Source organism: Malikia sp. (genome assembly GCF_028687635.1).
Classification (GTDB): Bacteria; Pseudomonadota; Gammaproteobacteria; order Burkholderiales; family Burkholderiaceae_C; genus Malikia.
This window is the reverse complement of the sequence record NZ_JAQTZS010000013.1, coordinates 1-24566: the sequence shown is the minus strand read 5'-3', so window position 1 is coordinate 24566 and position 24566 is coordinate 1. Positions and strand designations below refer to the sequence as shown.

Below are 24566 nucleotides of genomic sequence, written 5' to 3'. Positions count from 1 at the left end.
CCGGAGCCGTCATCCCATGTCCGACAACACCCAGGCCCCGAGCGACGAGCAGGTGCTGGCCGAGATGCGCCACTGGATCGAGCAGGCCGTCATCGGCCTGAACCTCTGTCCGTTCGCCAAGTCGGTCTACGTCAAGAACCAGGTCCGCCTGGTGGTCAGCCGCGCGCGCAACATCGACGCCTTGCTCGATGACCTCGACCGCGAGCTCGAACTGCTCAAGTCCACCCCGGCCGAGCAGGTCGACACCACGCTGCTGGTGCACCCGACGCTGTTCCCGGACTTCTTCGTCTTCAACGATTTCCTGAACGTGGTCGACGAAGTGGTCGAGGAGCACGAGCTCGAGGGCGTGATCCAGGTCGCGCCGTTCCACCCGGCCTTCCAGTTCGAGGACACCGAGGCCGACGACGCCGACAACCTGACCAACCGCGCGCCCTATCCGACGCTGCACCTGCTGCGCGAGGACAGCATCGACCGCGCGGTCGAATCGGGCGACAGCGCCGAGGACATCGTCGAGCGCAACCTCAAGACCGTGCGCGCGCTCGGCCTCGAAGGCTGGAAGCGCCTGCTTTCGGCGCGCTGACACGGGGCTCCCGCGCCGCCAGGCGCCGGGATCGGCTCTTCATGGCGAAAAAATGCGCCCCTATTAGCCATATGGGGGCGTTTTTTTCTTGTGCAGGCAGGAATATTTAATAAAATAGCTAAATAAGCTTCCTGCTGTGCTCACCAAAGTGAGTCTTGTCCTGTCGATTTGCGAGCTGTACCATGTCCAATACTGAGATGTCCTCGTCCAACTACTACACCACGCTGGAGGTGGCCAAGATCCTGGGCATGGCGGTGCGTTCCGTGCAGCTGATGGTGGATCGGGGCGACCTGCAGGCCTGGAAGACGCCGGGCGGCCACCGCCGCATCACGCGCGAGTCGCTCGAGCGCTGGATCCAGGGTAGCCGGGCCGGCGTGACGGGCGTGGCCAGCTTCACCGGTCACACCGGCGAGATCCGCGGCCCGGGTCGCCGCCGCGCCGTCGTGCATGTGCCGCGCGTGCTGCTGATCGAGGACTCCTCGCATTTCCAGAACCTGGTCACCATGCTGGTCAAGCAGAAGTTCCCGTCGGTCGACCTGCATGTGGCCAACGACGGCATCACGGGCCTGGTTTCCTTCGGTCACCTGCAGCCCGACCTGATCATCGTCGACATCCTGCTGCCCGGCATCGACGGCGCGACCATGATCACCGGATTGCGCCGCCATGCCCTGTTTGGCAATTGCAAGCTGGTCGTGCTGACCTCGCTCGATGACGACCAGCGCGCGCCCTATGCCTTCGCGCTGCAGGGGGTGGACCTGGTGCACAAGCCGCGCCTGGTCAGCGAGCTGCCCCCGCTGATCGACAAGGCGCTCGGTCACCTGTTCGCTCCTGCCGCCCAGCCCGAAGAGGCGCAGGAAGAAGAAACCGTGGCTGACAGCAGCGTCGACGCGACGTGACCCTTGCCATGGGGCCGCGAGACGAACTTCCCGCCCACGAGCAGCAAGCCGTCGTCGCCTATTTCGAAGGCGATGCCGAGTTCTACCGGGTCTTCCGTGCCTCGGCGCTGGCGCAGTTCCCCATTGACTTGCAGCAGGGCGATGCGGCCGAGGCCGCAGGCGACGTCCAGGCCTTGCGCCGCGCCGCGCACACGCTCAAGGGCGTGCTGCTGACGCTGGGCCATGCCGAACTTTCCGCCCTTGCCAAGAGCGTCGAGCTGGCAGTTGAACAGTCCCCCTGGGAACTTGCCGTCACAGGCTGGCGCGAGTTGCGCGCTCGCATGGTCTCGACCTTCAGCCTGCGGTCTTGAGCAGCCAGGCCGGCAGCTGCACGCCCTGCGCGGCCCACAGCAGCAGCCCGGTCATCGTCAGATAGCGCAGGAACTTGCCGATCGCCATGTAGCAGGCACAGGCCAGCGGCGCAAACTTGAGCCAGCCCGCGATCAGGCAAAGCGGGTCACCCACCAGCGGCAGCCAGGACAGCAGGCAGGCCCTGGGGCCGAAGCGCTCCAGCCAGTCCAGCGCCCTGAGGTGGGTCGGATGGCCGCGCTCGCGATCGATCAGTTCGTGCGCGCCTCGGCCCATGGCCCAGCTGACCATGCCGCCCAGCGTGTTGCCGAGCGTGGCGACCCCGATGACGGGCCAGAACAGTTCGGGGTTGAGCTTGATCAGGCCGAACACCACCGGCTCCGAGCCCAGCGGCAGCAGCGTGGCCGAGACCAAGGCGACGATGAACACCGTGACCAGTCCGTATTCGGGCAGGCTCAGCGTCTGCAGCAGCGTCGTCATCCAGGCTTCCATCGTCGCAGTATAGGCCGCACGGCACAGCCTCGCGCAACGGAAAATTCCCCCTCGACCCGCGCGACCGGCTACAATTCGTGCCTCCTTTTTGAGCATCCGCTGTCCGGCGCCATTCCTTGCGTCGGTCGGCGGCTTTTTCTTTTATTCCCCCGAAGACCTTCACGATCGCATGCGCATAGGCCAGTACGTTCTTCCGAACGCCCTGTTCGTTGCCCCCATGGCGGGGGTGACGGACCGGCCGTTTCGCCGGCTGTGCAAGCAGCTCGGCGCCGGCTACGCGGTCAGCGAGATGGTGACCTCGCGCCCCGACCTGCGCGACAGCCTGAAGACCTCGCGCCGCGCCGACCACCGTGGCGAGCCAGGCCCGATCGCGGTCCAGATCGCCGGCACCGATGCCGCGATGATGGCCGACGCCGCGCGCTACAACCTCGAGCGTGGCGCCCAGATCATCGACATCAACATGGGCTGCCCGGCCAAGAAGGTTTGCGACAAGTGGGCCGGTTCGGCATTGATGCAGGACGAGGCGCTCGCGCTGCGGATCGTCGAGGCCGTGGTCGCCGCCTGCGCGCCGCATGGCGTGCCGGTCACGCTCAAGATGCGCACCGGCTGGTGCCAGTCGGTCAGGAACGCCCCGGCGCTCGCGCTGGCGGCCGAGCGCGCCGGCGTGCAGATGCTGACCGTGCATGGCCGCACCCGCGAGCAGGGCTACCAGGGCGTCGCCGAGCATGACACCGTGGCCGCGATCAAGGCCCGCGTGCGCATTCCGGTGGTGGCCAACGGCGACATCGACAGCCCGCAAAAGGCGCGGGATGTGTTTAGCCGCACCGGCTGCGACGCGGTCATGATCGGCCGCGCCGCGCAGGGCCGGCCCTGGCTGTTTCGCGAGATCGGACATTTCCTGGCCACGGGTCTTCAGCTGGCGCCGCCGACGGCGGCCGAGCTGCGCGCGCTGATGCTGGAGCACCTGCAGGAGCATTACGAGCTCTACGGCGAGTACACCGGCGTGCGCAGCGCGCGCAAGCACCTGGGCTGGTACGCGCGCGCGCTGCCGGTCGACCCCTTGGCCGTGGCGCAGTTCCGCACCCGCATCAACGCGATCGAGGACTGCGCGGCGCAGCTGGACTGCGTGCGCGAATTCTTCGATGCCACCCCCTTCGAACCCTGGAAACTGGCCGCATGAGCCCCCCCAAGCAATCCCTGCAAGACTGCGTGCGCGAGAACGTCGAAACCTATTTCGCCGATCTCGATGGCACCGCGCCCGCCAACCTGCACGACATGCTGATGCACGCGGTCGAAAAGCCGATGCTCGAAGTCGTGATGGCGCGTGCCCAGTTCAACCAGTCGCGTGCCGCAGCCTGGCTGGGCCTGAACCGCAACACCCTGCGCAAGAAGCTGCTAGAGCATGGCCTGATCGGCTGAAGCCGCGGCGACCGCATTACTGTTTACTCACTCTGGAAAACCCATGAAAGCTCTCCTTTCCGTCTCCGACAAGACCGGCGTGCTCGAGCTCGCGCGCGAACTCAATGCCCTGGGCGTGCAGCTGATCTCGACTGGCGGCACCGCCAAGCTGCTGGCCGACAACGGCCTGCCCGTGACCGAGGTCGCCGAGGTGACCGGCTTCCCCGAGATGCTGGACGGCCGCGTCAAGACCCTGCACCCGATGGTACATGGCGGCTTGCTGGCACGCCGTGACTTCCCCGAGCACATGGCGGCGCTGAAAGAGCACAACATCGGCACCATCGACATCCTGGTGGTCAACCTGTATCCGTTCGAGGCCACCGTGGCCAAGCCTGGCTGCACGCTGGGTGATGCGATCGAGAACATCGACATCGGCGGCCCGGCCATGGTGCGCTCCGCCGCCAAGAACTGGAAGGACGTCGCGGTCCTGACCGACGCGGGTCAGTATGCCGGAGTCGTGGCCGAGCTCAAGGCCGGCGGCATCAGCAGCACGACCCGCTTCAAGCTGTCGGTCGCTGCCTTCAACCGCATCAGCAACTACGACGCCGCGATCAGCAACTACCTGTCCTCGGTCAACCTGAGCGCTGGCGTGCCGGGCGACGAAGCCGAGCCACAGCGCCTGGCCTTCCCGGGTCAAAGCAACGCCAACTACGTCAAGCTGCAGGACCTGCGCTATGGCGAGAACCCGCACCAGAGCGCCGCCTACTACCGCGACATGAACCCGGCCCAGGGCTCGCTGGTCACCGGCGTGCAGCTGCAAGGCAAGGAGCTGTCCTACAACAACATCGCCGATGCCGATGCCGCCTGGGAATGCGTCAAGAGCTTCGACGTGCCCGCCTGTGTGATCGTCAAGCACGCCAATCCCTGTGGCGTGGCCGTGGGCGCCAATCCTTTCGAAGCCTACGGCAAGGCCTTCCAGACCGATCCGACCAGCGCGTTTGGCGGCATCATCGCCTTCAACCGCCCGCTCGACGGCGAGGCCGCGCTGGCGGTCTCCAAGCAGTTCGTCGAGGTGCTGATCGCGACCGACTTCACGCCCGAGGCGCTGGCCGTGTTCAAGGCCAAGGCCAATGTGCGCCTGATGAAGATCGAGCTGCCGCAAGGCGCCGCCGAAGCCAGCCGCAACGCGGTCGACATCAAGCGCATCGGTTCCGGCCTGCTGCTGCAAAGCGCCGACAACCACGACATGACGCTGGCCGACCTCAGGGTCGTGACCGTCAAGCAGCCGACCGCGCAACAGATGGAAGACCTGCTGTTCGCCTGGAAGGTGGCCAAGTACGTCAAGTCCAACGCGATCGTGTTCTGCAAGGACGGCATGACCATGGGCGTCGGTGCCGGCCAGATGAGCCGCCTGGACTCGGCCCGCATCGCCAGCATCAAGGCCGAGCACGCCAAGCTGACGCTGCGGGGCACGGCTGTCGCCAGCGACGCCTTCTTCCCGTTCCGAGACGGTCTGGACGTGGTGGTCGATGCGGGCGCGACCTGCGTGATCCAGCCGGGCGGCTCGATGCGTGACCAGGAAGTCATCGACGCGGCCAACGAGCGCGGCGTGGCGATGGTCTTCACGGGCGTGCGCCACTTCCGTCACTGATCGCTTTTTGTGCTTCTGGAGGCAGACGAGGTCGGGGCGGGAGCCGCGCCTGCCTCATCTGTCCGCTGCGCGGCCAGCAAATCGGCCGTCAGCTCCCGTCCCGACCCCGTCATGGGCTTTCGCCTCCTTTTTAGGCGGCAACGAAAAATGCCAGTCAGCGTGAACCGACTGGCATTGGCCAAACTGGCGGGCTTCTGGGCTCGCCGCCGCGACGACTGTCAGTCGCCTTGCTTGCCGGTCGCGGTACGGATCGCGCTCGCCAGGTTCTTCACGCGCTCGACCACGCCTTGCGCGGCATCGATGATTTCCTGCTTCTCGTGCGACTCCATGGACTCGACGGCATCGAACATGTTGGTGTGGATCAGCGACTGGCTGATCTCGGACAGCGACTCGGGCTTGATGCAGTCCTGCGACGCAAACAGCACCGCGAGAATCATTTCGTAGCCGATGGCTTCGCCGACAGTCTGGTTCTTGAGGGAAGACATTGCTTGTTTCCTGGGTTGGGGGTTGTCGAATTTTCTTGAGGATTGACTTCACCCGCCAGCTTACCATTACTGAGTGGCAGGTTTCAGCGCAGCGCTGCCAGCAGGCCGCCGATGAAAGCGTTCACCAGCAGCAGCGACCCGAACAGCAGCGGCTGCCACCAGATCCTCTGACGCTGCCACAGGCGCAGGTTCGATTGGGCGAACCCATGGCTTGCCACGGCACCCAGCAGCAGGCCGGTCAATGTCGCCAGTGACAGCAGCCACCAGGGCAGGCGCTGCCAAACCATGAGCAACTGCCAGCCCAGCAGTGCCAGGCTGGCGCCGACCCATGACAGCAGGAACAGGTGGCCGAGCAGACCTGCACGCTCCTCCTCCTGCAGCGTCTCGCTCGGCACTTCGGGCGCGTCGTCGTCCGACATGGGCGGTGTTGCCACCGGGGTGGGCACAAGCAGTTCAGGCTGGGTTTGCTGGCGCCAGAAGCGCAGGCGCGGCAGCCAGAACTCGCCACGGATCCAGCGCAAGCTCGTGAGCAGCAGCAGCACCGCCAGCGTGACGGATGCCAGCACCAGCAGCGCGCTTGCAGCGGTCAGTGCAATCGGAGTGCCGCGCAACGGTACGGCATCCAGTGCCAGACCGAGGGTTTCCGGCCCCGTCGCATCAGCAGTTTCGTCCTTCAGTGCTGCGCTGTCAGCGCGCAGGGGCTGGGCACCGGCGGCGAATTCGCCGTAGTAGTTGATCGAGGCCGTCTTGGCAAATTGTGCCCTGAAGCCTGCTAGACCGGCCCGGCTGCGCTGTCGGTTCAGGAGTGCTGCTGCCGCTTTTTCGGCGGCCTGGCCGACGAGCGGAGTCGGGGTGGCCGAGCGTACGGTCAGCAGGACGCCGCTGCGTTCATCGAGGATGGCGGCGATCGGCTTGCCAGGCTTGGAGGCCAGCATGGCCCGGGCCAGTATCGGCGGAATGCTTTCGGTCGAATGCTTGCGCAGCACCCGGCGTGGCTTGGCGCCGGCCTCCTGCGCGAGCTCGATCAGGCGCTCAAGGCTGGCGCCTTTGGCGGCCTCACCGTCCAGCTTCTTCAGCAGCGCCTTGTCGGCGGGCGCGAGCTGCACCTGGTCGAATTCGATCATATGGCGCTGCGCAAAAACCAGCGGGTTATCCGCGATGGTCTGGCGCACCATCTCGGCCGTTGTCCCCGGGATGAGCGTCACCGCCTTGGCCTCGAACAGTCGCGCCAGGGCCTGGCGCCGCTGGAGGCGGGCCTCGACCTTGAGGTCGGGGTTGGTGTCCATGCCCATGGATACCGCACGCTGCGCCATCAGCTCGGTGTGCACCAGCTGCTCCAGTATGGCGCGGCGCTGGGCCGCAGCGGCGGCAGGCGGGATGTTGGGGGCGGCGGAGCGGCGGTAGAGCAGATCGACTTCAGCCAGGCTGATTTCGGCGCCATTGACCTGCGCAGCGACGCGTTTGCCACTGGGCTCGGTGGCGAGCTGTTGCGCGTGGCCAGTCGACGCCAGCCAGCACGGGGTGATCAGCAGCACGAGCCACGCCAGCCGGGAACTGCCTGCGCGCCATCTGCTGGCCGCAGCTTGTTCACCGATCCCTATCGAGTACCTGTCGTTGTCCATTGATTTCCTCCCTTCGTTTGATATATTTGCTGTTTTTAGCGATAAAGCCGTATTTCATATTGGATGAATCTTGTCCGGGCTGTTGAGCTGATGGCTTCTTTTCAGGGGAATGATAGGCCGCAGTTGGCAAGCAGTCTCCGAATGGATGCGGGCAATTCGTGCATCTTGGCCCAGCCCCAGATAGCAGGCCTATAGGATATTTGTCCTCTATTCCTGCGGGATGTCCTGGGTTAAATGAGTATATTGACACTTGATGGTGGTGCATCTAGGATCAGCCACGGTTGCGTGGAGTGTGGCTGGGTTGGCTTGTTTTCTTGGCTGCCCAGCAGCTTGGATCGGTGTGTATGCCAGGTAATTTCTGCTATGGATTGAATCTGATTAACTTTCTTGGGAGGTGGTATGTTGAAAACAAAAAAATCAATCATTGCGCTGGCTGGCTTGGTGTCAGTGCTGACGAGCGTTCCAGTGCATGCTCAGCAACTCATCGATTTGACGGGGAGCCTGAACAAGACGGAAATCTTTCCATATATCGGTGATTTTGCGGGTGTATTTACGACGGCGCAGCCTAATTACTGGGTGGGTAGTTCGGGAGCGGGTGTCATGCAGCCATTCCTTCGAGTTCAGGATTCACCGGTTGAAAGAGGTATCAATAGCGATCTGAAACAGAGTGATCTTCAATACGACGAATCTGCAGGGACATGGACTCATAGCTTGAGGAGAGAGGAGAGTTCGGTTCTTAGTGGCTACAACATACCGGGACTGGCTGATCCTTATCGTGACAAGTTCTACCGCGAGTTTTTGCTGGATGTGAATGAGCCGGATAATGACCCTTCGTATGTCATCCTATCGGAATTGAAGGTTTATATCTCTGATAGTCCTAATCTCACAGGCTTTGATGGCAAGCAGTCGACACTGGAGTCTTGGGCTACCACGACGCTGACCGATCCCAATGCGGGTCACCAAACGATAAAGGCTTTTGATCTGGATTTGAAAGACACTGACACTGATGGTGATCTTGATCCTTTTGATAGAGCGATCTTGCTTGATTACGGCTTGCTGGGGTCGGGAGGGGGGCGTCCGGACATGACAGTCTATTTGCCGCGAATTTATAATCCAGCGGCAGGCACCCATGTCTTCTTCTATACGAGGTTCGGCTGTTCGACAACTGCTGATGCAGATTACGATGCCAATTGTCAGGCGGCAATTAATTTGGCAACCGCCGCAGGAAAAAGTGGTGTGAGTGCTTCGTCAGGCTCCGAGGACTGGGCTGTGCGCCAGACTGTAATTAACCAAGAGGTTCCCGCCCCGCCTGCCATCCTGGGGGCTTTTGCCGCCTTCGGCTACATGCGCAAGCTGCGCCGTCGTCTGAAGGCGCATCAGGCCAGCCAGCTCGCTGCCTGAGCCATTCGGTCCAACAACGGGAGTTTCACAATGCAACCCCACATCGCACAAAAAGCTCCTTACCCGGTCGAGGTCGAGGCGGGCAAGAGCTACTTCTGGTGTGCCTGTGGCGAGAGCCAGCAGCAGTCCTTCTGCGACGGTTCACACCAGCAACTCTGAGCAGGCAGAAGGACGTTGGCCACCCAGTTTTTGGCCGTGCGGGGGCAGGCCCATGGCCGATTTGCTGGCCGCGTAACGGACAGATGAGGCCATGGACCCGCCCCCGCACGGCCTCACCTGATCGAAAAGTTCACTTCCCGATCAAGAACACCGCCGGCAGCTCCAGCGGCAGCGTGGGCGCACGCTGCTTCCAATCCGCCACCAGCCCGCTGTGCACGCGCTGCTGCGGCAGCGTGATGCCGCAGCAGACCGCCAGCCGGGTCGTGCCCTTGAGCGTCTGCAGCAGGCCTCGCAGCAGCGCCGCGTTGCGGTAGGGCGTCTCGATGAAAAGCTGGGTCTGGCCGGTTTTCTGCGCCAAGGCTTCGAGCTCGCGGATGCGCTGCGCGCGGCCGGTGGCGTCGGCTGGCAGGTAGCCGACGAAGGCGAAGTTCTGGCCGTTCAGCCCGCTGGCGGCCAGCGCCAGCATCAGCGAGATCGGCCCCACCAGCGGCACCGCCTCCAGCCCCAGCGCGTGCGCGGCGCGCACCACCGATGACCCAGGGTCGGCGATCGCCGGCATGCCGGCCTCGCTGACCAGGCCGATGTCCTGGCCCCGCAGCGCGGCGGCCAGCAGCGGCTTGGCGTCGAAGCCGCCGCCGACGTCGTGGTCGCCCTTCTTGTGCACCTGACGTGGCAGCTCGGTGATCCGTTGCTCCTGCAGCGGCGCGGCCAGTTCCCGCAAGCCGCCGACCCGTTTCAGGAAGGCGCGCGTGCTCTTGGCGTTCTCGGTGATCCAATGCGTCAGGCCGGCGGCGATGGCAATGGTCTGATCTGGCAGCGCGGCGCCGAGCCCGGCGTCGACCTCGCAGCCGAAGTCCAGCGGCGTCGGCACCAGATACAGCTTGCCGCGTGGCTGTGCCGCGCTCATGGCAGCTGCAGCCCGGCCTGGCGCAGCAGGCGGGCGGTGTGGATCAGCGGCAGGCCGATCAGCGCGGTCGGGTCGTCGTTGACGATGCGCTCCAGCAGCGCGATGCCGAGCCCCTCGCTCTTGGCGCTGCCGGCGCAGTCGTAGGGCTCCTCGGCGCGCAGGTAGCGCTCGATCGTGGCGTCGTCGAGCGTGCGGAACACGACCTCGACCACGGCGAGCTCGCTGGCCTCGAAGCCAGTTTCCTGGCAGACCACCGCCAGAGCGGTCTGGAACAGCACGGTCTGGCCGCTCATGCGGCGCAGCTGGGCGACGGCGCGCTCGTGGTTGCCGGGCTTGCCGAGCGGCTCGCCGTTGAGGTCGGCGACCTGGTCGCTGCCGATCACGATCGCGTCGGGGCGCTGCGCGGCGACGGCGCGCGCCTTGGCCAGCGCCAGGCGCTGCGCCAGCGCGGCCGGTGCCTCGCCGGGCAGCGGGGTTTCGTCGACTTCGGGGGCCAGCACCTCGAACGGCAGGCGCAGGCGTTGCAGCAGCTCGCGGCGGTAGCGCGAGGTCGAGCCCAGCACCAGCGCGCGGGCGCCGTGGGACAGTGGGTGTTGTTGCGTCATGACCGCTATTGTCAGGATTCTTGCCACCTCGATCCGGCATGATCGGGCCTCTGGAGCGTTGTTTTTACCCGACACCACGACCTCGGTTGGCGGGACGGGGCGTCGTCCGCTGGTGAAAATAGCACTCTTGGAGCGGGATGGCGTCTTGTGCTGGCAGTCAGGGCAGGACCCCGCGCCCGACGACACCAGATTCCTCCCATGCAAGACCCCGTACAGGCCCCCGCCAGCGATCCCGTTTCATCCATTCCCACTCCCACGGCTCCCGCCGCCGAGGCTGGCTGGGAACGCAAGACGCTGGAGCGGCTGGCCTTTGCCGCGCTCGAAGAGCAGCGCGCCGCCAGGCGCTGGAAGGTCCGCTTGCGCCTGCTCTGGCTGGCTTTCCTGTCGGTGCTGCTCTGGCTGGCCTATCGCGAGATGCCGGACGGCGCGGCGATCACCACGCCGCACACCGCCATGATCGAGATCCGTGGCGAGATCTCGCATGACACCGAGGCCAGCGCGCAGTTCATCCTGGGCTCGCTGCGCACGGCCTTCGAGGACGAGGGCGCCAAGGCGATCGTGCTGCTGATCAACTCGCCTGGCGGCAGCCCGGTGCAGGCCGGCCTCATCAACGACGAGATCCAGCGTCTGCGCAAGCTGCACGACAAGCCGGTCTATGCCGTGGTCGAGGAGACCTGCGCCTCGGCCGCCTATTACATCGCGGCGGCGGCGGACCGGATCTATGTCGACAAGGCCAGCATCGTCGGCAGCATCGGCGTGCTGATGGACGGCTTCGGCTTCACCGGCCTGATGGACAAGGTCGGCGTCGAGCGCCGCTTGTTGACCGCCGGCGCCAACAAGGGCTTCCTCGACCCCTTCAGCCCGCAGAACGCGACCCACCGCGCCTACGCGCAGGAGATGCTCGACGAGATCCATGCCCAGTTCATCGCCGTCGTGCGTCAGGGCCGTGGCGACCGACTCAAGGAGACGCCCGAACTCTTCAGTGGCCTGGCCTGGAGCGGCCAGAAGGCGGTCGCGCTCGGCCTGGCGGACGACTTCGGCAGCCTGGACCAGGTCGCACGCGAGGTGGTCAAGGCCGAGGACATCGTCGACTACACCCAGCACGAGAACGTGGCCTCGCGTCTGGTCAAGCGCTTCGGCGCCGGCGTGGGCGAGAGCGCCATGCTGTTGTTGCAGCGTGCCGTGCCGGCGCTGCGTTAAGGGGGGGCCATGGACGACTTGCTGGTGACGGGTGGCGGCATGGCTGGCCTCAGTGCCGCGCTGGTGGCACTCCGCGCCGGGCTGAAGGTCACGCTGCTGGAGCAAGCCGAGGTCTTCTCCGAGGTCGGAGCCGGCATCCAGCTCGGCCCCAATGCGGTGCGCGTGCTGCACGACTGGGGCTTGGAGGCCAGGTTGCGCGCGGTCGCGGCCTTCCCCGAGGCCTTATGTGTGCGCGACGCCCGTTCGGGCGGCCTGCTGGGGCAGCTCACGCTGGGCGCCGCGATACGCCAGCGCTACGGCCAGCCCTACGCGACCCTGCACCGCGCCGACCTGCACCAGATCCTGCTGCGTCAGGTGCTGGGGTCCGTCGATTGCCGGCTGCGCCAGCGGGTGCAGGGTTTCGAGCAGGACGAGGCCCGGGTCAGGCTGCAGACCGAGGATGGCGCGCGCTACCAGGCCGACGCGCTGCTGGGCTGCGACGGACTCTGGAGCCGGGTGCGTGCCCAGCTGCTGGCCGACGGCCCGCCCGTCTTCAGCGGCGACCTGGCCTATCGGGCCATGGTGCCCGTCGCCGATCTGCCGCCGGACCTGCGCCGCAACGAGGTCACCGTCTGGTTGGCGCCCGGGCTGCACGCGGTGAACTACCCGGTGCGCGCCGGCGAGTGGATGAACATCATCGTGGTGGTCGAGGGCGAGATCCCGTCCGACCCCGAGAGCTGGGACCACGCCGCGCAGGCATCGCGGCTGCGCGCCGCGCTGGGGGCCGTGCATGGCGACTTCGACCGCCTGCTGCAGGCCGTGGCCGAATGGCGGCTCTGGCCGCTCAATGTTCGCCCGCCGATGCGCGGCCCGCGCGAGCACGCGCGGGGCAGGGTGGCGCTGCTGGGTGACGCCGCGCACCCGACCCGGCCCTACCTGGCGCAGGGCGCGGCGATGGCGCTGGAAGACGCCTGGACGCTGGGCCGTCTGCTGGAGCAGCCGCGCTGGCGCGTGGCGGGCCGGCTCGACTGGCCCGGCCTGCTGCAGGCGCTGGCGCAGCAGCGTTGGCGCCGCAATGGCTGGATCCAGCAGCGCTCGCGCCGCAACGGCCTCATCTTCCATGCCTCGGGGCCGCTGCGCTGGGGGCGTGATCTCGCGATGGGATTGCTGGGCGAGCGCCTGATCGACCTGCCCGAGCTCTATCGGGGTCCGCCGCGGCCAGTCTGAACTGGAGTATCGTGCGGGCATGCCCCGTGCACGGAGATTGCCCGCCATGAAGCCCGCTGAACCCGCCACCGCCGAGGGAGCCACCCCCTGCCAGACCCGGCCGGACACCGCCCCGCTGCGCCTGCGCCGCGTCGCGATCGACACCTACCGCGAGAACGTCGCCTACCTGAACCGCGACTGCGCGGTCTATCGCGCCGAGGGCTTTCAGGCCCTGTCCAAGGTCGAGGTCCGGGCCAATGGGCGCCGCATCCTGGCCACGCTCAACGTCACGAGCGATCCGCGCATCGTGCAGTGTCATGAGGTCGGCCTGTCGCAGGATGCGTTCGACCAGCTGGGCTGCGAAAAGGGTCATCCGGCGGTGATCGCGCAGGCCGAGCCGCCGGTCTCGATCTCGGCGCTGCACCGCAAGATCGACGGCGAGCGGCTCGGGCGCGAGGACTTCCAGGCCATCGTGCGCGACATCGCCGAGCACCGCTATTCCAAGATCGAGCTGTCGGCCTTCGTGGTGGCGACCAACCGGGGCGAGCTCGACCGCGAGGAGGTCTATTTCCTGACCGAGGCCATGATCGCCTCCGGTCGCCGCATCGACTGGCATGAGCGCCTGGTGGTCGACAAGCATTGCATCGGTGGCATCCCGGGCAACCGGACCTCGATGCTGGTGGTGCCGATCGTCGCGGCGCATGGCCTGGTCTGCCCCAAGACCTCGTCGCGCGCGATCACCTCGCCGGCCGGCACCGCCGACACCATGGAGGTGCTGGCCGATGTCGAGCTGCCGCTGGAGCGGCTGCAGGAGATCGTGCGCGAGCACCGCGCCTGCCTGGCCTGGGGTGGCACCGCCGACCTGTCGCCGGCCGACGATGTGCTGATCTCGGTCGAGCGCCCGCTCTCGCTCGATTCGCCGGGGCAGATGGTGGCGTCGATCCTGTCGAAGAAGATCGCCGCCGGCTCCAACCACCTGGTGCTCGACATCCCGATCGGTCCCACCGCCAAGGTGCGATCGATGCCCGAGGCGCAAAAGCTGCGCCGGCTGTTCGAGTACGTGGCGCGCCGGCTCGACCTTTCGCTCGACGTCGTGATCACCGATGGCCGCCAGCCGATCGGCAACGGCATCGGGCCGGTGCTGGAGGCGCGCGATGTCATGCGCGTGCTCGAGAACCACCCGCTCGCGCCGCAGGACCTGCGCCAGAAGGCGCTGCGCCTGGCAGGCCGCCTGCTCGAATGCGATCCCGACATCCGGGGCGGCGACGGTTTCGCGATCGCGCGCGACATCCTCGATTCGGGCCGCGCGCTCGAGAAGATGCGCGCCATCATCGAGGCCCAGGGCGCCAGGCCGTTCGAGCACGAGCGGCCCCGGCTCGGCGCCTTGAGCTTCGAGGTCCGCGCGACCCAGGTCGGCGTGGTCACGGGCATCGATAATCTGCAGATCGCGCGCATCGCGCGGCTGGCTGGCGCGCCCAAGGTGAGCGCCGCCGGGGTCGATCTGGCGCGCAAGCTCGGCGATCCGGTGCAGCCGGGCGATCTGCTTTATCGCGTGCACGCCGGCTTCCAGTCCGACCTCGACTTCGCGCGCCAGGCCAGTGACAAATCCAGCGGCTACCAGCTCGGCCAGCCGGGCGAGCTGCCTCATGTTTTCGTGGAATTCTGATGCTGTTGTATTTTGATGACGAGGCCGTGATGGCCTCGCGCCTGGCCGCCGAGTCCGGCCTGACCCCGGTCGCCGTCGCGCGGCATCGCTTCCCCGACGGCGAGCTCAAGCTCAGGCTGCCACCGCGGCTGCCCGAGCGCGTCGTGCTGCTGCGCGGCCTGCAGCAGCCCAACGAGAAGCTGGTCGAGCTGCTGCTGGTCGCGCGCAGCGCGCGCGAGCTTGGCGCGCGCCACCTGACGCTGGTCACGCCCTATCTGGCCTATATGCGCCAGGACATGGCCTTCTCGCCCGGCGAGGTGGTCAGCCAGCGCGTCATCGGCGGCTTCCTGGCCGAGCTGTTTGACGCCGTGATCACGGTCGACCCGCACCTGCACCGCATCGCGACCCTGGGCGAGGCGATCCCAATCCCCGACCCGATCTGGATCAGCGGCGCCCCGGCGCTGGCCGATTGGATCGCGCGCGAGCGCCCGGGCGCGCTGCTGCTGGGACCCGACGAGGAGTCAGCCCAGTGGATCAGCCAGGCGGCGCTGCGCATCGGTCATGACAGCGCGGTCTGCCGCAAGGTGCGCCATGGTGACCGAGCGGTCGAGATCGTGCTGCCCAAGGTCGAGCTGCGCGGCTGCTCGGTCGTGATCCTCGACGACATGGCCAGCACCGGCCACACGGTGGCGCAGGCCGCGCGGCTGGCGCTGGCGGCGGGCGCGGTCTCGGTCGATGTCGCGGTCACGCATGCGCTGTTCGCCGAGGGGGCCGAGCAGGCGCTGCATGAGGCCGGCGTCGGCGCGGTCTGGAGCACCGACTGCATCCCGCATGCCAGCAATGTGGTGGCGATGGCGCCACTGCTGGCGCAGGCCTTGCGCGAGCTCGTGCCTGGCTAGCCGACGCCGGCTGGCGCGAGCCAGCCCAGCGCCGTCGCCGCCTCGACCAGCTCGATCATGGGATGTGCGATCGCGGCTGACCAAGGGTAGATCTGACCGTTTTGACGAGAACGTTACACTCTGCACATAGACCATGACGTGCTGAGTCTGCTGCCGCTTCCAGGTGTCGGCTTCGCCTTGGCTTGTCGCTCGTTTCCGTCCCTCACCAGCCCCTGAAAGTGAACTCATGACCTTGGCTGCCCAAAGTGTTTCCACCGTGGATCAGCGTGCCTTGCTGGGCGACAAGATCCTGTTGCTCTCGAATGCCATTGGCGCGGTGGGCGCCGTCGTGCTCGGCCTGCAGTTCGTTGAGTCCACGCTGGCCTTCGTGGTCGCGGCCGTGCTGATGTTGCTGGCCGCTGGTGCCTATTTCACCGCGCGCGCCAGCCTGGGTTCGCGCCTGGTGCTGACCGCCACCCTGGTCGGTCTCGTGATCCTGCACATCCAGCTCGCGCGCGGCATGGTTGAATTCCATTTCGGTGTTTTCGTGACGCTGTCCTTGGTGATGGTCTACCTGGACTGGCGGCCAATCGTGCTGGGGGCCGTGCTGTTCGCCGTCCACCATCTGCTGTTCGATCGCCTGCTCGCGAGCGGCCTGGGCTTCTACTGCCTCAATGAACCCGATTTCGCGCGTGTCGTCTTGCACGCGATCTATGTCGTCGTGCAGACCTCTCTTGAGTTGATACTGGTCGCGGGTCTGGTGCGCGTGGCGCGCGAGGGCGTTGAGCTGCAGGTCATGGTGCAGCGCGTCAACCAGCCCGACGGCATCGCGCTCGACGCCCAGGGTTTCGAGGCCAGCACGCCGCTGGGTCAGGCGCTGCAGTCCACCTTGCAGCGCATGCAGCAGGCCGTGACGACGATGCGTGACTCGATCGACCACATGCGCTCGGCCAGCGAGGAGATCGCCGCGGGCAACCAGAACCTCAGCGCCCGTACCGAGAGCGCGGCCAGCAGCATCGAGCAGACGGCGGCCAGCCTGGAGGAGTTCACCTCCGCCATCCGGCAGAGCGATGATTTCGCGCACCAGGCCAGGGAGATGGCACAGCTCAACGCCGATGCCGCGCAGCGTGGTGGCCAGGTCGTCGGCAAGGTGGTCAGCACGATGGACGACATCAACGAGAGCAGCCAGAAGATCGGCGACATCATCGGCGTGATCGACGGCATCGCGTTCCAGACCAATATCCTGGCGCTCAATGCCTCGGTCGAGGCCGCGCGCGCCGGCGAGCAGGGCCGGGGCTTCGCCGTGGTGGCCGCCGAGGTGCGCACGCTCGCGCAGCGCAGCGCGCTCGCCGCCAAGGAAATCAAGGAGCTGATCGGCGCGAGCATCGAAAAGGTCGGGGCCGGCACCCTGCTGGTGCGTTCCGCTGGAACGACGATCTCCGAGGTGGTCGAGAGCGCGGGCAGGGTGAGCGTGATCATCGAAGGCATCAGCCGCACCACGGGCGAGGAGGCGAGTGGCATTCGTCAGATCAATGATTCCGTCAACATGCTCGATGACTCGACGCAGCGCAACGCGGCCTTGGCCGAGCAGTCGCTGGCCGCGGCGCGCAGCCTCAACAACCAGGCCGAGCAGTTGCTCCAGGTCATCGCGGTGTTCAAGTCCGCCTGACGCGGCGGGCGGTACTACCTTGGCATGGCCAAGGGCGGCCCGTCCGTGAACGGCCGCAGCACCGCGCGCACCGGGCTGGCCTCGCAGTCCATCAGCTTGAGCGGCAACGCGATCAGCTCGTAGTCGCCTTCGGCCACCGCGTCGAGGCAGAGGTTTTCCAGCACGCGCAGGTCGCCGCGGCGCAGCGCCTGGTGACTTTCCAGCGCGACGCTGTCGGCCGGGTCGATGCTGGCGCTGTCGATGCCGATCAGCCGCACGCCGAGCCCGGCCAGGCGTTCGATCGCTTCGGGCGCGATGCCGGCCAGGTCCGGGTCCCACTGCCTGGGTTGCCGCCGGTAGGTCCGGATCAGGATGCGCGCCGGGATGGCCTGGTCAGCGGGCAGCGCGTGGGCGAGGTCGCGCCACCGCACCCGGGGGCCGCAGCCGATGGCATGGATCACGCGACAGTGGCCGATGAAGGGCGCCAGGTCCATCCCGCCAGCCGATTGTCCCGCCGTGTCATAGTGCAGCGGGGCATCGGCATGGGCGCCGACATGGGGCGTGAGCGTGATGGCGCTGAGGTTGACCGCGCAGTCCGGACCGATCCGGCTCTGCCACTCGCGGCGGTAAGGCGCATCGCCCGGGTAGACCGGGCTGGACGCCGCGACCGGCGGCGAGATGTCCCAGATCCGGCTCATGACACGGCTCAGAAGGGGCTGCCGATCGCCGGCATGCCGTGGCGCGCCCGCGCGCGGTTGCAGGCATCGCTGCCTTCCTCGAACTCACGGCAGGGCGAGGGCCGCCATTCGTAGATGCCGCAGCCGATCTGCTCGCCCAGCTTGCCGCACAGCGCGGCGCAGCGGATCGGCACATGGTCGGTGCCGCGCATGCGCGCGGTGTTGCCGTTGACCTCGACCGTCAGGCCGGCGGGCACGGATCCGCCCTCGGTATCGAGTTCGTAGATCGAGAAATCGACGCGGAAGTTGGCGCAGCAGGCGCCGCAGCTCTGGCATTGGCTCATGGTGATGGCAGGTCGGGCGCGCGGTACACCAGTACCTTGAGCGCGCGGTCGGGCGAGATGTCGGCGAATGCCGCCGGGTTCGGCAGCCGCTGCTCGAAGACCAGTTCGGGCGCGGCCTCCTGCATCTGCTCCCGCAGGAAGGTCGGGCTCAGTTCGGGGGCGTTGAGGCAGATCAGCACCCGTGCGCCCGGAATCAGCAGGTCGGGCAGGCGGCGCATCAGCTTGCGGTAGTCCTGGCTGGCGACGAAGCTGCCCTTCTGGTAGCTGGGCGGGTCGACCACGATCAGGTCGTAGGGGCCGCCGCGCGTGATCTTGCCCCAGGTCTTGAACAGGTCGTGCGACAGGAAGCTGGCGCGCCCCCGCAGGTCGTTGAGCGCGTGGTTCTGCTGACCCGTAGCGATGGCGCCCGCGCTCATGTCAAGGTTGACCACCTGGCGCGCGCCGCCCTGCAGCGCCGCGACCGAGAAGGCGCAGGTGTAGGCGAACAGGTTGAGCATCTTCAGGCGCGGATGGCTGGCCGCGTGGTCGCGCACCCAGGCCCGGCCCTCGGCCATGTCGAGGAACAGGCCGTGGTTCTGGCCCCTGAGCAGGTGCACCAGGTAGCGCGCGCCGCGCTCGTTCACCACATGCGGCTCGGGCACGCTGCCGGCCATCAGCCGGGTGTCGGTGCGGCCCTCGAAGCGGCACTGGTAGACCCAGTTCAGCGGCTCGCCCGGGGCGATCTCGTTCCAGCGCCTGGCCAGCGCTGCCTGGATCTGGTCCAGCTCGTCTTCGCCCAGCGGCTGGAAGCTGGTCAGCAGCCAGACCGGCGGATAGGCGTCGAGCGCCAGGTGCTCGCAGCCCGGGTAGAGGCCGCCGCGGCCGTGGAACAGGCGTGACGCCTCGGCGGGTTTGTCGGCACGCGCGATCGCGTCGAGCAGGGCTTGCATCGGCTGCGCGCTCAGGCCAGACGGCCCAGCAGCAGATACTCCATCAGCGCCTTCTGCACATGCATGCGGTTCTCGGCCTCGTCCCAGACCACGCTCTGCGGCCCGTCGATCACGTCGGCCGTGACTTCCTCGCCTCGGTGCGCCGGCAGGCAGTGCATGAACAGCGCATCGGGCTGCGCCATCGCCATCATCCCGGGCGTCACGCACCAGGCCGCGAAGGCTTGCATGCGCTTCTCGTTCTCGGCCTCCCAGCCCATGCTGGTCCAGACGTCGGTCGTGACCAGATCGGCGCCACGGCAGGCTTCCATCGGATCGTCGAACACCTGCCAGCAGTCGCCGCGGTTGACGCCGGCGATGCTGGCATCGACCTCGTAGCCGCTCGGCGTGCTGACATGGACCTTGAAGCCCAGCAGCTCGGCCGCCTGCAGCCAGGTGTTGGCCATGTTGTTGCCATCGCCGACCCAGGCCACGGTCTTGCCGCGCAGCGCGTCCGGGTCGATGCTGCCATCGGCGCGCCGGCCACGGTGTTCGAGCCAGGTGAACAGGTCGGCCAGGATCTGGCAGGGGTGGAACTCGTTGGTCAGGCCGTTGATGACCGGCACCCGCGAATGCGCCGCGAAGCGTTCGATCTTCTCCTGGCCGAAGGTGCGGATCATCACGATGTCGGTCATGCGGCTGATCACGCGCGCGCTGTCCTCGATCGGCTCCGAACGGCCCAGCTGGCTGTCGCCGGTGGTCAGGTGCACCACGCTGCCGCCGAGCTGGTACATGCCGGCCTCGAAGCTCACGCGGGTGCGGGTGCTGGCCTTCTCGAAGATCATGGCCAGCGTGCGATCGGTCAGCGTGTGGTGCTTCTGGTAGGTCTTGAACTTGCGCTTGATCAGCCAGATGCGTTCGAGCAGGTAGGCGTATTCGTCGGCGCTGAAGTCCTTGAACTGCAGGTAATGCCGGACCGGCACCGGGGGAGTGATGGACGCGTTCATGACCGGGCTCAGGCTTGTTCGGCCAGGAAGGCCTTGATCAGCGGGACCAGCTTGGCGACGATCTCGTCGGCCTCGGCCACCGACAGGATCAGCGGCGGCACCATGCGGATCACGCTGTCGGCGGTCACGCTCAGCAGCAGGCCGGCCTCGGCGCAGCGGTTGACCAGCACGCCGCAGGGGCGGTCGAGCTCGATGCCCAGCATCAGGCCCTTGCCGCGCACCTCTTTCACGCCGGCCACGCCCATCAGCTGCGTGACGAGGGCGGTCTGCAGGTGCTGGCCGACCTGGGCGGCGTTCTCAAGCAGGCCGTCTTCCTCCATGATGCGGATCGTTTCCAGGCCAGCGCGTACCGCCAGCGGGTTGCCGCCGAAGGTGGTGCCATGGTTGCCGGGGCCGAAGATGCTGGCGGCCTTGGGGCCGGCGACGACGGCGCCGATCGGCACGCCCGAGCCCAGGCCCTTGGCCAGCGGCATCACGTCGGGCTGGATGCCGGCCCACTGGTGCGCGAACCATTTGCCGGTGCGGCCCATGCCGCACTGCACCTCGTCGATCATCAGCAGCCAGTCGTTGGCGTCGCACAGGGCGCGCACCTCGCGCATGTAGTCGGCGTCCATCGGGTGCACGCCGCCTTCGCCCTGGATCGCCTCGAAGAACACCGCCACCACGTTCGGGTTGCCGGCGGTGGCCTGCTTGATCGCCTCGATGTCATTGAGCGGCACGCGGATGAAGCCCTCGACCAGCGGGCCGAAGCCGGCTTGCACCTTGGGGTTGCCAGTCGCGCTCAGCGTGGCGATCGAGCGGCCGTGGAAGGCCTTCTCGTAGACCACGATCTCGGGCCGGTCGATGCCCTTGTCATGGCCGAACTTGCGCGCCAGCTTGAGCGCGGCCTCGTTGGCTTCCAGGCCGCTGGAGCAGAAGAACACCTTGTCCAGCCCCGAGCGTTCGCACAGCATGGCGGCGAGCTGCTCGGTGGCCGGGTTGTAGTAGTAGTTGCTGATGTGGATCAGCTTGCCGATCTGCTCTTGCAGCGCGGGTACCAGCTTGGGATGCGCGTGGCCCAGCGTGTTGACGGCGATGCCGCCGAGCGCATCCAGGTATTCCTTGCCATTCACGTCCCAGACGCGGCAGCCGTGGCCGTGCGAGAGCGCGATCGGCAGGCGGCCGTAGGTGTTCATGACATGCGGTTCGACCGGAGCAGCGTTGGACATGGCGAGGTTTCCAAAAAACGTGAAAAACGGTGAGTCTGTGTTGGACGGGCCGGACCCGGGCATTGACCGGATGGCGTCTGTTGGCATTTTAGGTCCAGTCCTGGCATGCTTTCATGACGCCGGGATGCGGCTTCCCATATCGCGCCGGCATAAGTGCCATGGCTTGTCCTGAGTCTTATATAAGATAGAATTTCGCTCACTCCTCACACGGAATTGAGCGATCCTCAGCGCCGTCATGTCCATCCGTTTCCAGAGGACTCTGCCCCGATGCTCTCTCCCTCCGCCAAAGAATTCTTCATTCAGGGTGTCACCCACAGTGGCCGGACCTTCCGCCCCAGTGACTGGGCGGAGCGGCTGGCGGGCGTGATGAGCCAGTTCAGACCGGGTGGCAATCTGCCAGGTGCCCACCTCAGCTATTCGCCCTGGTGCATTCCCAAGGTCATCAACGGCGTCAAGTGCGTCGTGGTGCACGCCGACCTGCGCGACTTCGACCTGATGGCCTGGAACTTCGTGATGGGCTTCGCGCGCGACAACGACCTGCAGGTGGTCGAGGCCTGCCTGCTACCCGACCTTCCCGCCACCTGACTCGCCTCCGGCCCCAGGCCGTCAGCTGCCTCTGAGTGAGATCTTCTGGATCGAGCGTAACGCCGATTGGTAGAGTGGCCTGAGTTCAGGGCGTTCATCGTTCTGGGCGCTGGCCTGGAAGTACCGTCTCGCCCTGACCTTGTCCGGCCATAGGCGGTAGGCCAGCACCATCGCGTTGTGGGCGATCTCGTTATTGCCCTTGAGCGCGAACAGATCGGCGACCTCGATCCAGGTCGAGGTCCGGGACGGATCTATCGCCAGCGCCGATGCCAGTACCTGGCCGCTTTCTTCGAGTTCGCCCCTGCTCAGCAGCGACTGCGCCAGCAGGGACAGCGTGCCGGCATGTGAAGGATCCGATGCCAAGGCTTGTCGGAACAGTTCGATGGCCCGCTGGTGATTGCCCCTTTGCTGCTCGGCCTGGCCTTGCTGGCTCAGGTTGGCGGCGGCTTTGCGGTTACCCGTTGGGGCACGGTTGTAGGCCTGGGCCTTTGCCATCGCGGCCTGGATCGCGGCCTCGTTGTGTGGGTCGGCGGCGGCCATCATGACCATGGCGCAGGGGTTGATGCCCGAGCATTGCGAGGCATGGGTCACCAGCTCTTCCGGTGTCGCGGTCATGTAGCGTGCCCGCAGTGACATATCGGCGCTGATCGAGATGGATGGCTCGCTCGTCTGGGTAGCCGGCTTGTAGCTGGGGCGGCCATTCGCGGCAACCATTGCCACGGGCTCCGATCTGACCTCGACCGGCGCGAGTCTTTCGACTGGCGCACTGCGCGGGCGCGGCGCATGGGTCACCAGCACCGGCATGCCGCTGGCTTCCTCGGGTGTGCTGCGCGCGCGCGGGCGCGGCGCGTGGTGGGTCGCCTCCCTCATGGAAGGGTTGGGCGCCGCCGGCACGATGTCCTCCCTCGGTTGGGCTTTCGGCTTGACTGGCGGCGGCTTCACCTCGGTGCCTGGCTGGTTCTTGCCGGTTTTGGCGGTCTCGACCGTTCCGGCGGTCGGCGCAGCGGCTTCGGTGGCTGCCGGCGGGCTTTCGGTTTCGATTTCGGTCTTGGCGGCGGCTGCCACCGCGGCCGCTTCCTCCTCGGCTTTCTTTCGCGCTTCGTCGGCCAGGCGGATCAGGGTTTCCTGCTGATAGCGGGCGATCACGTTCGCCTGCTCCTCGATCACGGCTTTCTGGCTCCAGCCCCAGTACCCGATTGCGCCGGCGCCAGCGACCACCAGCGAGGCGGCTCCCGCATAGAGCCAGGTCTTGTATTTTTTCACCGCCGCCACTGGCTCGACGCCGGCTGCAGGCAGCGGTTTCGCGCTGAATGTAGCGGATTCCGGTTCGTGGTTCAGCTTGGGCTCGGGCCGCTGCGGGGATGGAATGTCTTGCGGTTCCAGCACGGGATCGGGCGCTTTGCCAGTCTCAGGCGCGGGCTCAGGCGCGGGCGCGGGCGCGGGCGCGGCAGTCGTTTGGGCGAGCGCGCTGGCCTCCTCGGGGGGGAGGGGGATGTTCGTTCGGTCTTCCACGATGGCTGGCTCTGGCTCTGGCATTGACACGGGCTCGGGCTCTGGCTCGGCGGTCTTTTCCACCGTTGCCACCGTGCCGGCCGTCATGACTTCGTCGGCAAGCGGCACGATCTCGTCAGGGGCCTTGGCCTGCTGGACGGATTCGTTGGCCGCCGCCGATCGAGCTTCATCCTCGGCGGCCCGGGGCGGCTGCTCAAGCGACTCATCAAGGCTCTCGGCTGGCTTGCTGTCCTCCGTGGCAGAGGGTACCCCCAGCGTTTCCGCCAGGAACAAGGCCAGGGCGTCCTCGGAGACGATGGGTGCGGCCGTTGCGGCAGGTGCTGGTTCCGCTGCGGCTGGAACTTGCTCTGGTTCTGGTTCTGGCTCTGGCTCCGGCTCAGGCGGCAAGACCACCTCGGGCGGCTCGGACTTCTTCCTGGCCTTGCGCTTGGGCTTGGGCGCAGGCACGGGTTCTGGTTCTGGCTCGGGCTCGGGCTCGGGTGGCAAGACTGCCTCATCTGGCTCGGGCTTCTTCCTGGGCTTGCGCTTGCGCTTGGGCTCTGGCGCTGGCTCCGTCGCCGTGCCGTCGCCTGTCTCGCTTGTCCGCGGAGGCGCGCCAGCGTCGAGGTCGGCGACCAAGGACGACTTGGAGCCTATCAAGGCCAGCAGTGCCTGGGCATCGGCCGCTTGCTGGTCGGTTGCATCGGACGCAGTCACCGGGCTTTGCTGAGCCAGCCCGGAATCGGTCTCGGTGGCGGCCGTGAGTCCTGCGGGCTGTTCCACACCGCAGGCGGTACAGAGTTTGGCTTCGTCGGGCAGCTCAAAGCCGCAGGATCTGCAGTGCATAACGCTTCAATGGTTTTAAGCCGCGATCACCTCACGAACCGTCGAATTTTCGTCAAGTGGCAGCAACAATGTAATTTTTATTATTTTATTCCTTTTCAAGGAACGGCCCTGGCGGTTTTCCCGTCGGCTGGCGCCGGGCAAAGAAAAAGCCGCTCCCGTTTTGCGGTAGCGGCTTTTTGCTGGGTTGACTGTTCTGCTGGCAGCGCACCCGGGGCAAACGCGGTTCGATCCTGCGATCGAACCGGGCGATGGTTGCCTGATTAGGCGGCGGCCAGGGCCTTGACCTTGGCGGACAGGCGGCTCTTGTCGCGAGCGGCCTTGTTCTTGTGGAAGATGCCCTTGTCGGCGATGGTGTCGACCACGGCTTGCATCTTGGCAAACAGCTCGGTGGCCTTGCTCTTGT

General features: G+C 66.6%; 26 protein-coding genes. 14 read left to right on the top strand and 12 right to left on the bottom strand.

From position 1 onward, the window contains the following. Positions 1-16: 16 nt before the first annotated feature. The 3 genes from PHR85_RS09495 to PHR85_RS09485 all read left to right on the top strand — a co-directional run bounded on the left by PHR85_RS09495 (position 17) and on the right by PHR85_RS09485 (position 1826). Positions 17-580, top strand: coding sequence for a DUF1415 domain-containing protein (locus tag PHR85_RS09495; protein WP_300053503.1), 564 nt, complete (start codon positions 17-19; stop codon positions 578-580). Between the two features lie 182 nt (positions 581-762). Beyond that, positions 763-1476, top strand: coding sequence for a helix-turn-helix domain-containing protein (locus tag PHR85_RS09490; RefSeq protein WP_300053501.1), 714 nt, complete (start codon positions 763-765; stop codon positions 1474-1476). Positions 1477-1484: 8 nt separating this feature from the next. After that, complete coding sequence (locus PHR85_RS09485) at positions 1485-1826, top strand: Hpt domain-containing protein (RefSeq protein ID WP_300053498.1); 342 nt, start codon at positions 1485-1487, stop codon at positions 1824-1826. Here the strand turns inward: PHR85_RS09485 and PHR85_RS09480 are convergent. Next, complete coding sequence (locus tag PHR85_RS09480) at positions 1810-2316, bottom strand: YqaA family protein (RefSeq protein WP_300053497.1); 507 nt, start codon at positions 2314-2316, stop codon at positions 1810-1812. The genes PHR85_RS09485 and PHR85_RS09480 overlap by 17 nt on opposite strands. Before the next feature lie 169 nt (positions 2317-2485). Here PHR85_RS09480 and dusB point away from each other — a divergent pair, with 169 nt between their 5' ends. The 3 genes from dusB to purH are packed head-to-tail and all read left to right on the top strand — an operon-like array spanning position 2486 to position 5365. Next, entirely contained in the window at positions 2486-3496 is a 1011-nt protein-coding gene (gene dusB / locus PHR85_RS09475) for a tRNA dihydrouridine synthase DusB (RefSeq protein WP_300053496.1), read from the top strand. Beyond that, positions 3493-3735, top strand: coding sequence for a helix-turn-helix domain-containing protein (locus PHR85_RS09470; protein ID WP_300053493.1), 243 nt, complete (start codon positions 3493-3495; stop codon positions 3733-3735). The genes dusB and PHR85_RS09470 overlap by 4 nt, the downstream gene beginning before the upstream one ends. Before the next feature lie 43 nt (positions 3736-3778). Beyond that, positions 3779-5365, top strand: coding sequence for a bifunctional phosphoribosylaminoimidazolecarboxamide formyltransferase/IMP cyclohydrolase (gene purH / locus PHR85_RS09465; protein ID WP_300053491.1), 1587 nt, complete (start codon positions 3779-3781; stop codon positions 5363-5365). Between the two features lie 218 nt (positions 5366-5583). On the opposite strand, the gene PHR85_RS09460 is transcribed toward purH, so the two are convergent. Further along, a complete protein-coding gene (locus PHR85_RS09460; RefSeq protein ID WP_300053488.1) occupies positions 5584-5850 on the bottom strand; it encodes a hypothetical protein in 267 nt (88 codons plus the stop codon). Between the two features lie 83 nt (positions 5851-5933). Then, a complete protein-coding gene (locus PHR85_RS09455; RefSeq protein ID WP_300053485.1) occupies positions 5934-7472 on the bottom strand; it encodes a hypothetical protein in 1539 nt (512 codons plus the stop codon). Between the two features lie 399 nt (positions 7473-7871). Between PHR85_RS09455 and PHR85_RS09450 the strand changes: the two genes are divergently transcribed. Together PHR85_RS09450 and PHR85_RS09445 are read left to right on the top strand one after the other, a co-directional pair. After that, positions 7872-8873: a hypothetical protein gene (locus PHR85_RS09450; RefSeq protein ID WP_300053482.1), complete on the top strand. Its 1002-nt coding sequence runs from the start codon at positions 7872-7874 to the stop codon at positions 8871-8873. Between the two features lie 30 nt (positions 8874-8903). After that, positions 8904-9032: a CDGSH iron-sulfur domain-containing protein gene (locus tag PHR85_RS09445; RefSeq protein WP_300053480.1), complete on the top strand. Its 129-nt coding sequence runs from the start codon at positions 8904-8906 to the stop codon at positions 9030-9032. A gap of 130 nt (positions 9033-9162) precedes the next feature. Here PHR85_RS09445 and PHR85_RS09440 read toward each other — a convergent pair whose 3' ends face one another. Both PHR85_RS09440 and PHR85_RS09435 read right to left on the bottom strand, forming a co-directional pair. Next, positions 9163-9939, bottom strand: a complete 777-nt coding sequence (locus PHR85_RS09440; RefSeq protein WP_300053478.1) for an SAM-dependent methyltransferase — start codon at positions 9937-9939, stop codon at positions 9163-9165. Then, a complete protein-coding gene (locus PHR85_RS09435; protein WP_300053475.1) occupies positions 9936-10544 on the bottom strand; it encodes a Maf family nucleotide pyrophosphatase in 609 nt (202 codons plus the stop codon). Before PHR85_RS09435 ends, PHR85_RS09440 begins: the two co-directional genes overlap by 4 nt. Positions 10545-10742: 198 nt before the next feature. Here PHR85_RS09435 and PHR85_RS09430 point away from each other — a divergent pair, with 198 nt between their 5' ends. From PHR85_RS09430 to PHR85_RS09410, 5 genes are all read left to right on the top strand, one after another. Next, positions 10743-11744, top strand: coding sequence for a S49 family peptidase (locus PHR85_RS09430; protein WP_300053473.1), 1002 nt, complete (start codon positions 10743-10745; stop codon positions 11742-11744). 9 nt (positions 11745-11753) lie between these two features. Continuing rightward, the gene (locus PHR85_RS09425) at positions 11754-12950 is read left to right on the top strand and encodes an FAD-dependent monooxygenase (protein ID WP_300053471.1); all 1197 of its coding nucleotides are present in this window, start codon (positions 11754-11756) and stop codon (positions 12948-12950) included. A gap of 115 nt (positions 12951-13065) precedes the next feature. Further along, positions 13066-14595: a thymidine phosphorylase family protein gene (locus tag PHR85_RS09420; RefSeq protein WP_300053667.1), complete on the top strand. Its 1530-nt coding sequence runs from the start codon at positions 13066-13068 to the stop codon at positions 14593-14595. Continuing rightward, complete coding sequence (locus PHR85_RS09415; RefSeq protein ID WP_300053469.1) at positions 14595-15473, top strand: ribose-phosphate diphosphokinase; 879 nt, start codon at positions 14595-14597, stop codon at positions 15471-15473. Before PHR85_RS09420 ends, PHR85_RS09415 begins: the two co-directional genes overlap by 1 nt. Before the next feature lie 232 nt (positions 15474-15705). After that, positions 15706-17121, top strand: coding sequence for a methyl-accepting chemotaxis protein (locus PHR85_RS09410; protein ID WP_300053466.1), 1416 nt, complete (start codon positions 15706-15708; stop codon positions 17119-17121). Positions 17122-17135: 14 nt separating this feature from the next. Here PHR85_RS09410 and kynB read toward each other — a convergent pair whose 3' ends face one another. The 5 genes from kynB to PHR85_RS09385 are packed head-to-tail and all read right to left on the bottom strand — an operon-like array spanning position 17136 to position 21241. After that, positions 17136-17798, bottom strand: a complete 663-nt coding sequence (gene kynB, locus PHR85_RS09405) for an arylformamidase (RefSeq protein ID WP_300053463.1) — start codon at positions 17796-17798, stop codon at positions 17136-17138. Positions 17799-17806: 8 nt separating this feature from the next. Beyond that, a complete protein-coding gene (locus PHR85_RS09400; RefSeq protein WP_300053461.1) occupies positions 17807-18121 on the bottom strand; it encodes a YkgJ family cysteine cluster protein in 315 nt (104 codons plus the stop codon). Further along, positions 18118-19050, bottom strand: a complete 933-nt coding sequence (locus PHR85_RS09395; protein WP_300053458.1) for a class I SAM-dependent methyltransferase — start codon at positions 19048-19050, stop codon at positions 18118-18120. Before PHR85_RS09395 ends, PHR85_RS09400 begins: the two co-directional genes overlap by 4 nt. 11 nt (positions 19051-19061) lie before the next feature. Beyond that, on the bottom strand, positions 19062-20033 hold the full coding sequence (argF, locus tag PHR85_RS09390; protein ID WP_300053456.1) for an ornithine carbamoyltransferase: 972 nt from the start codon (positions 20031-20033) through the stop codon (positions 19062-19064). 8 nt (positions 20034-20041) lie between these two features. Further along, entirely contained in the window at positions 20042-21241 is a 1200-nt protein-coding gene (locus tag PHR85_RS09385) for an aspartate aminotransferase family protein (RefSeq protein ID WP_300053454.1), read from the bottom strand. 267 nt (positions 21242-21508) lie between these two features. Between PHR85_RS09385 and PHR85_RS09380 the strand changes: the two genes are divergently transcribed. After that, a complete protein-coding gene (locus tag PHR85_RS09380; RefSeq protein WP_300053450.1) occupies positions 21509-21826 on the top strand; it encodes a DUF3579 domain-containing protein in 318 nt (105 codons plus the stop codon). Positions 21827-21847: 21 nt separating this feature from the next. Here the strand turns inward: PHR85_RS09380 and PHR85_RS09375 are convergent, their stop codons facing one another. Then, entirely contained in the window at positions 21848-24163 is a 2316-nt protein-coding gene (locus PHR85_RS09375; protein ID WP_300053448.1) for a tetratricopeptide repeat protein, read from the bottom strand. Between the two features lie 260 nt (positions 24164-24423). Beyond that, the coding region (rpsT, locus tag PHR85_RS09370; protein ID WP_300053665.1) for a 30S ribosomal protein S20 at positions 24424-24566 on the bottom strand (143 nt) is incomplete at its 5' end.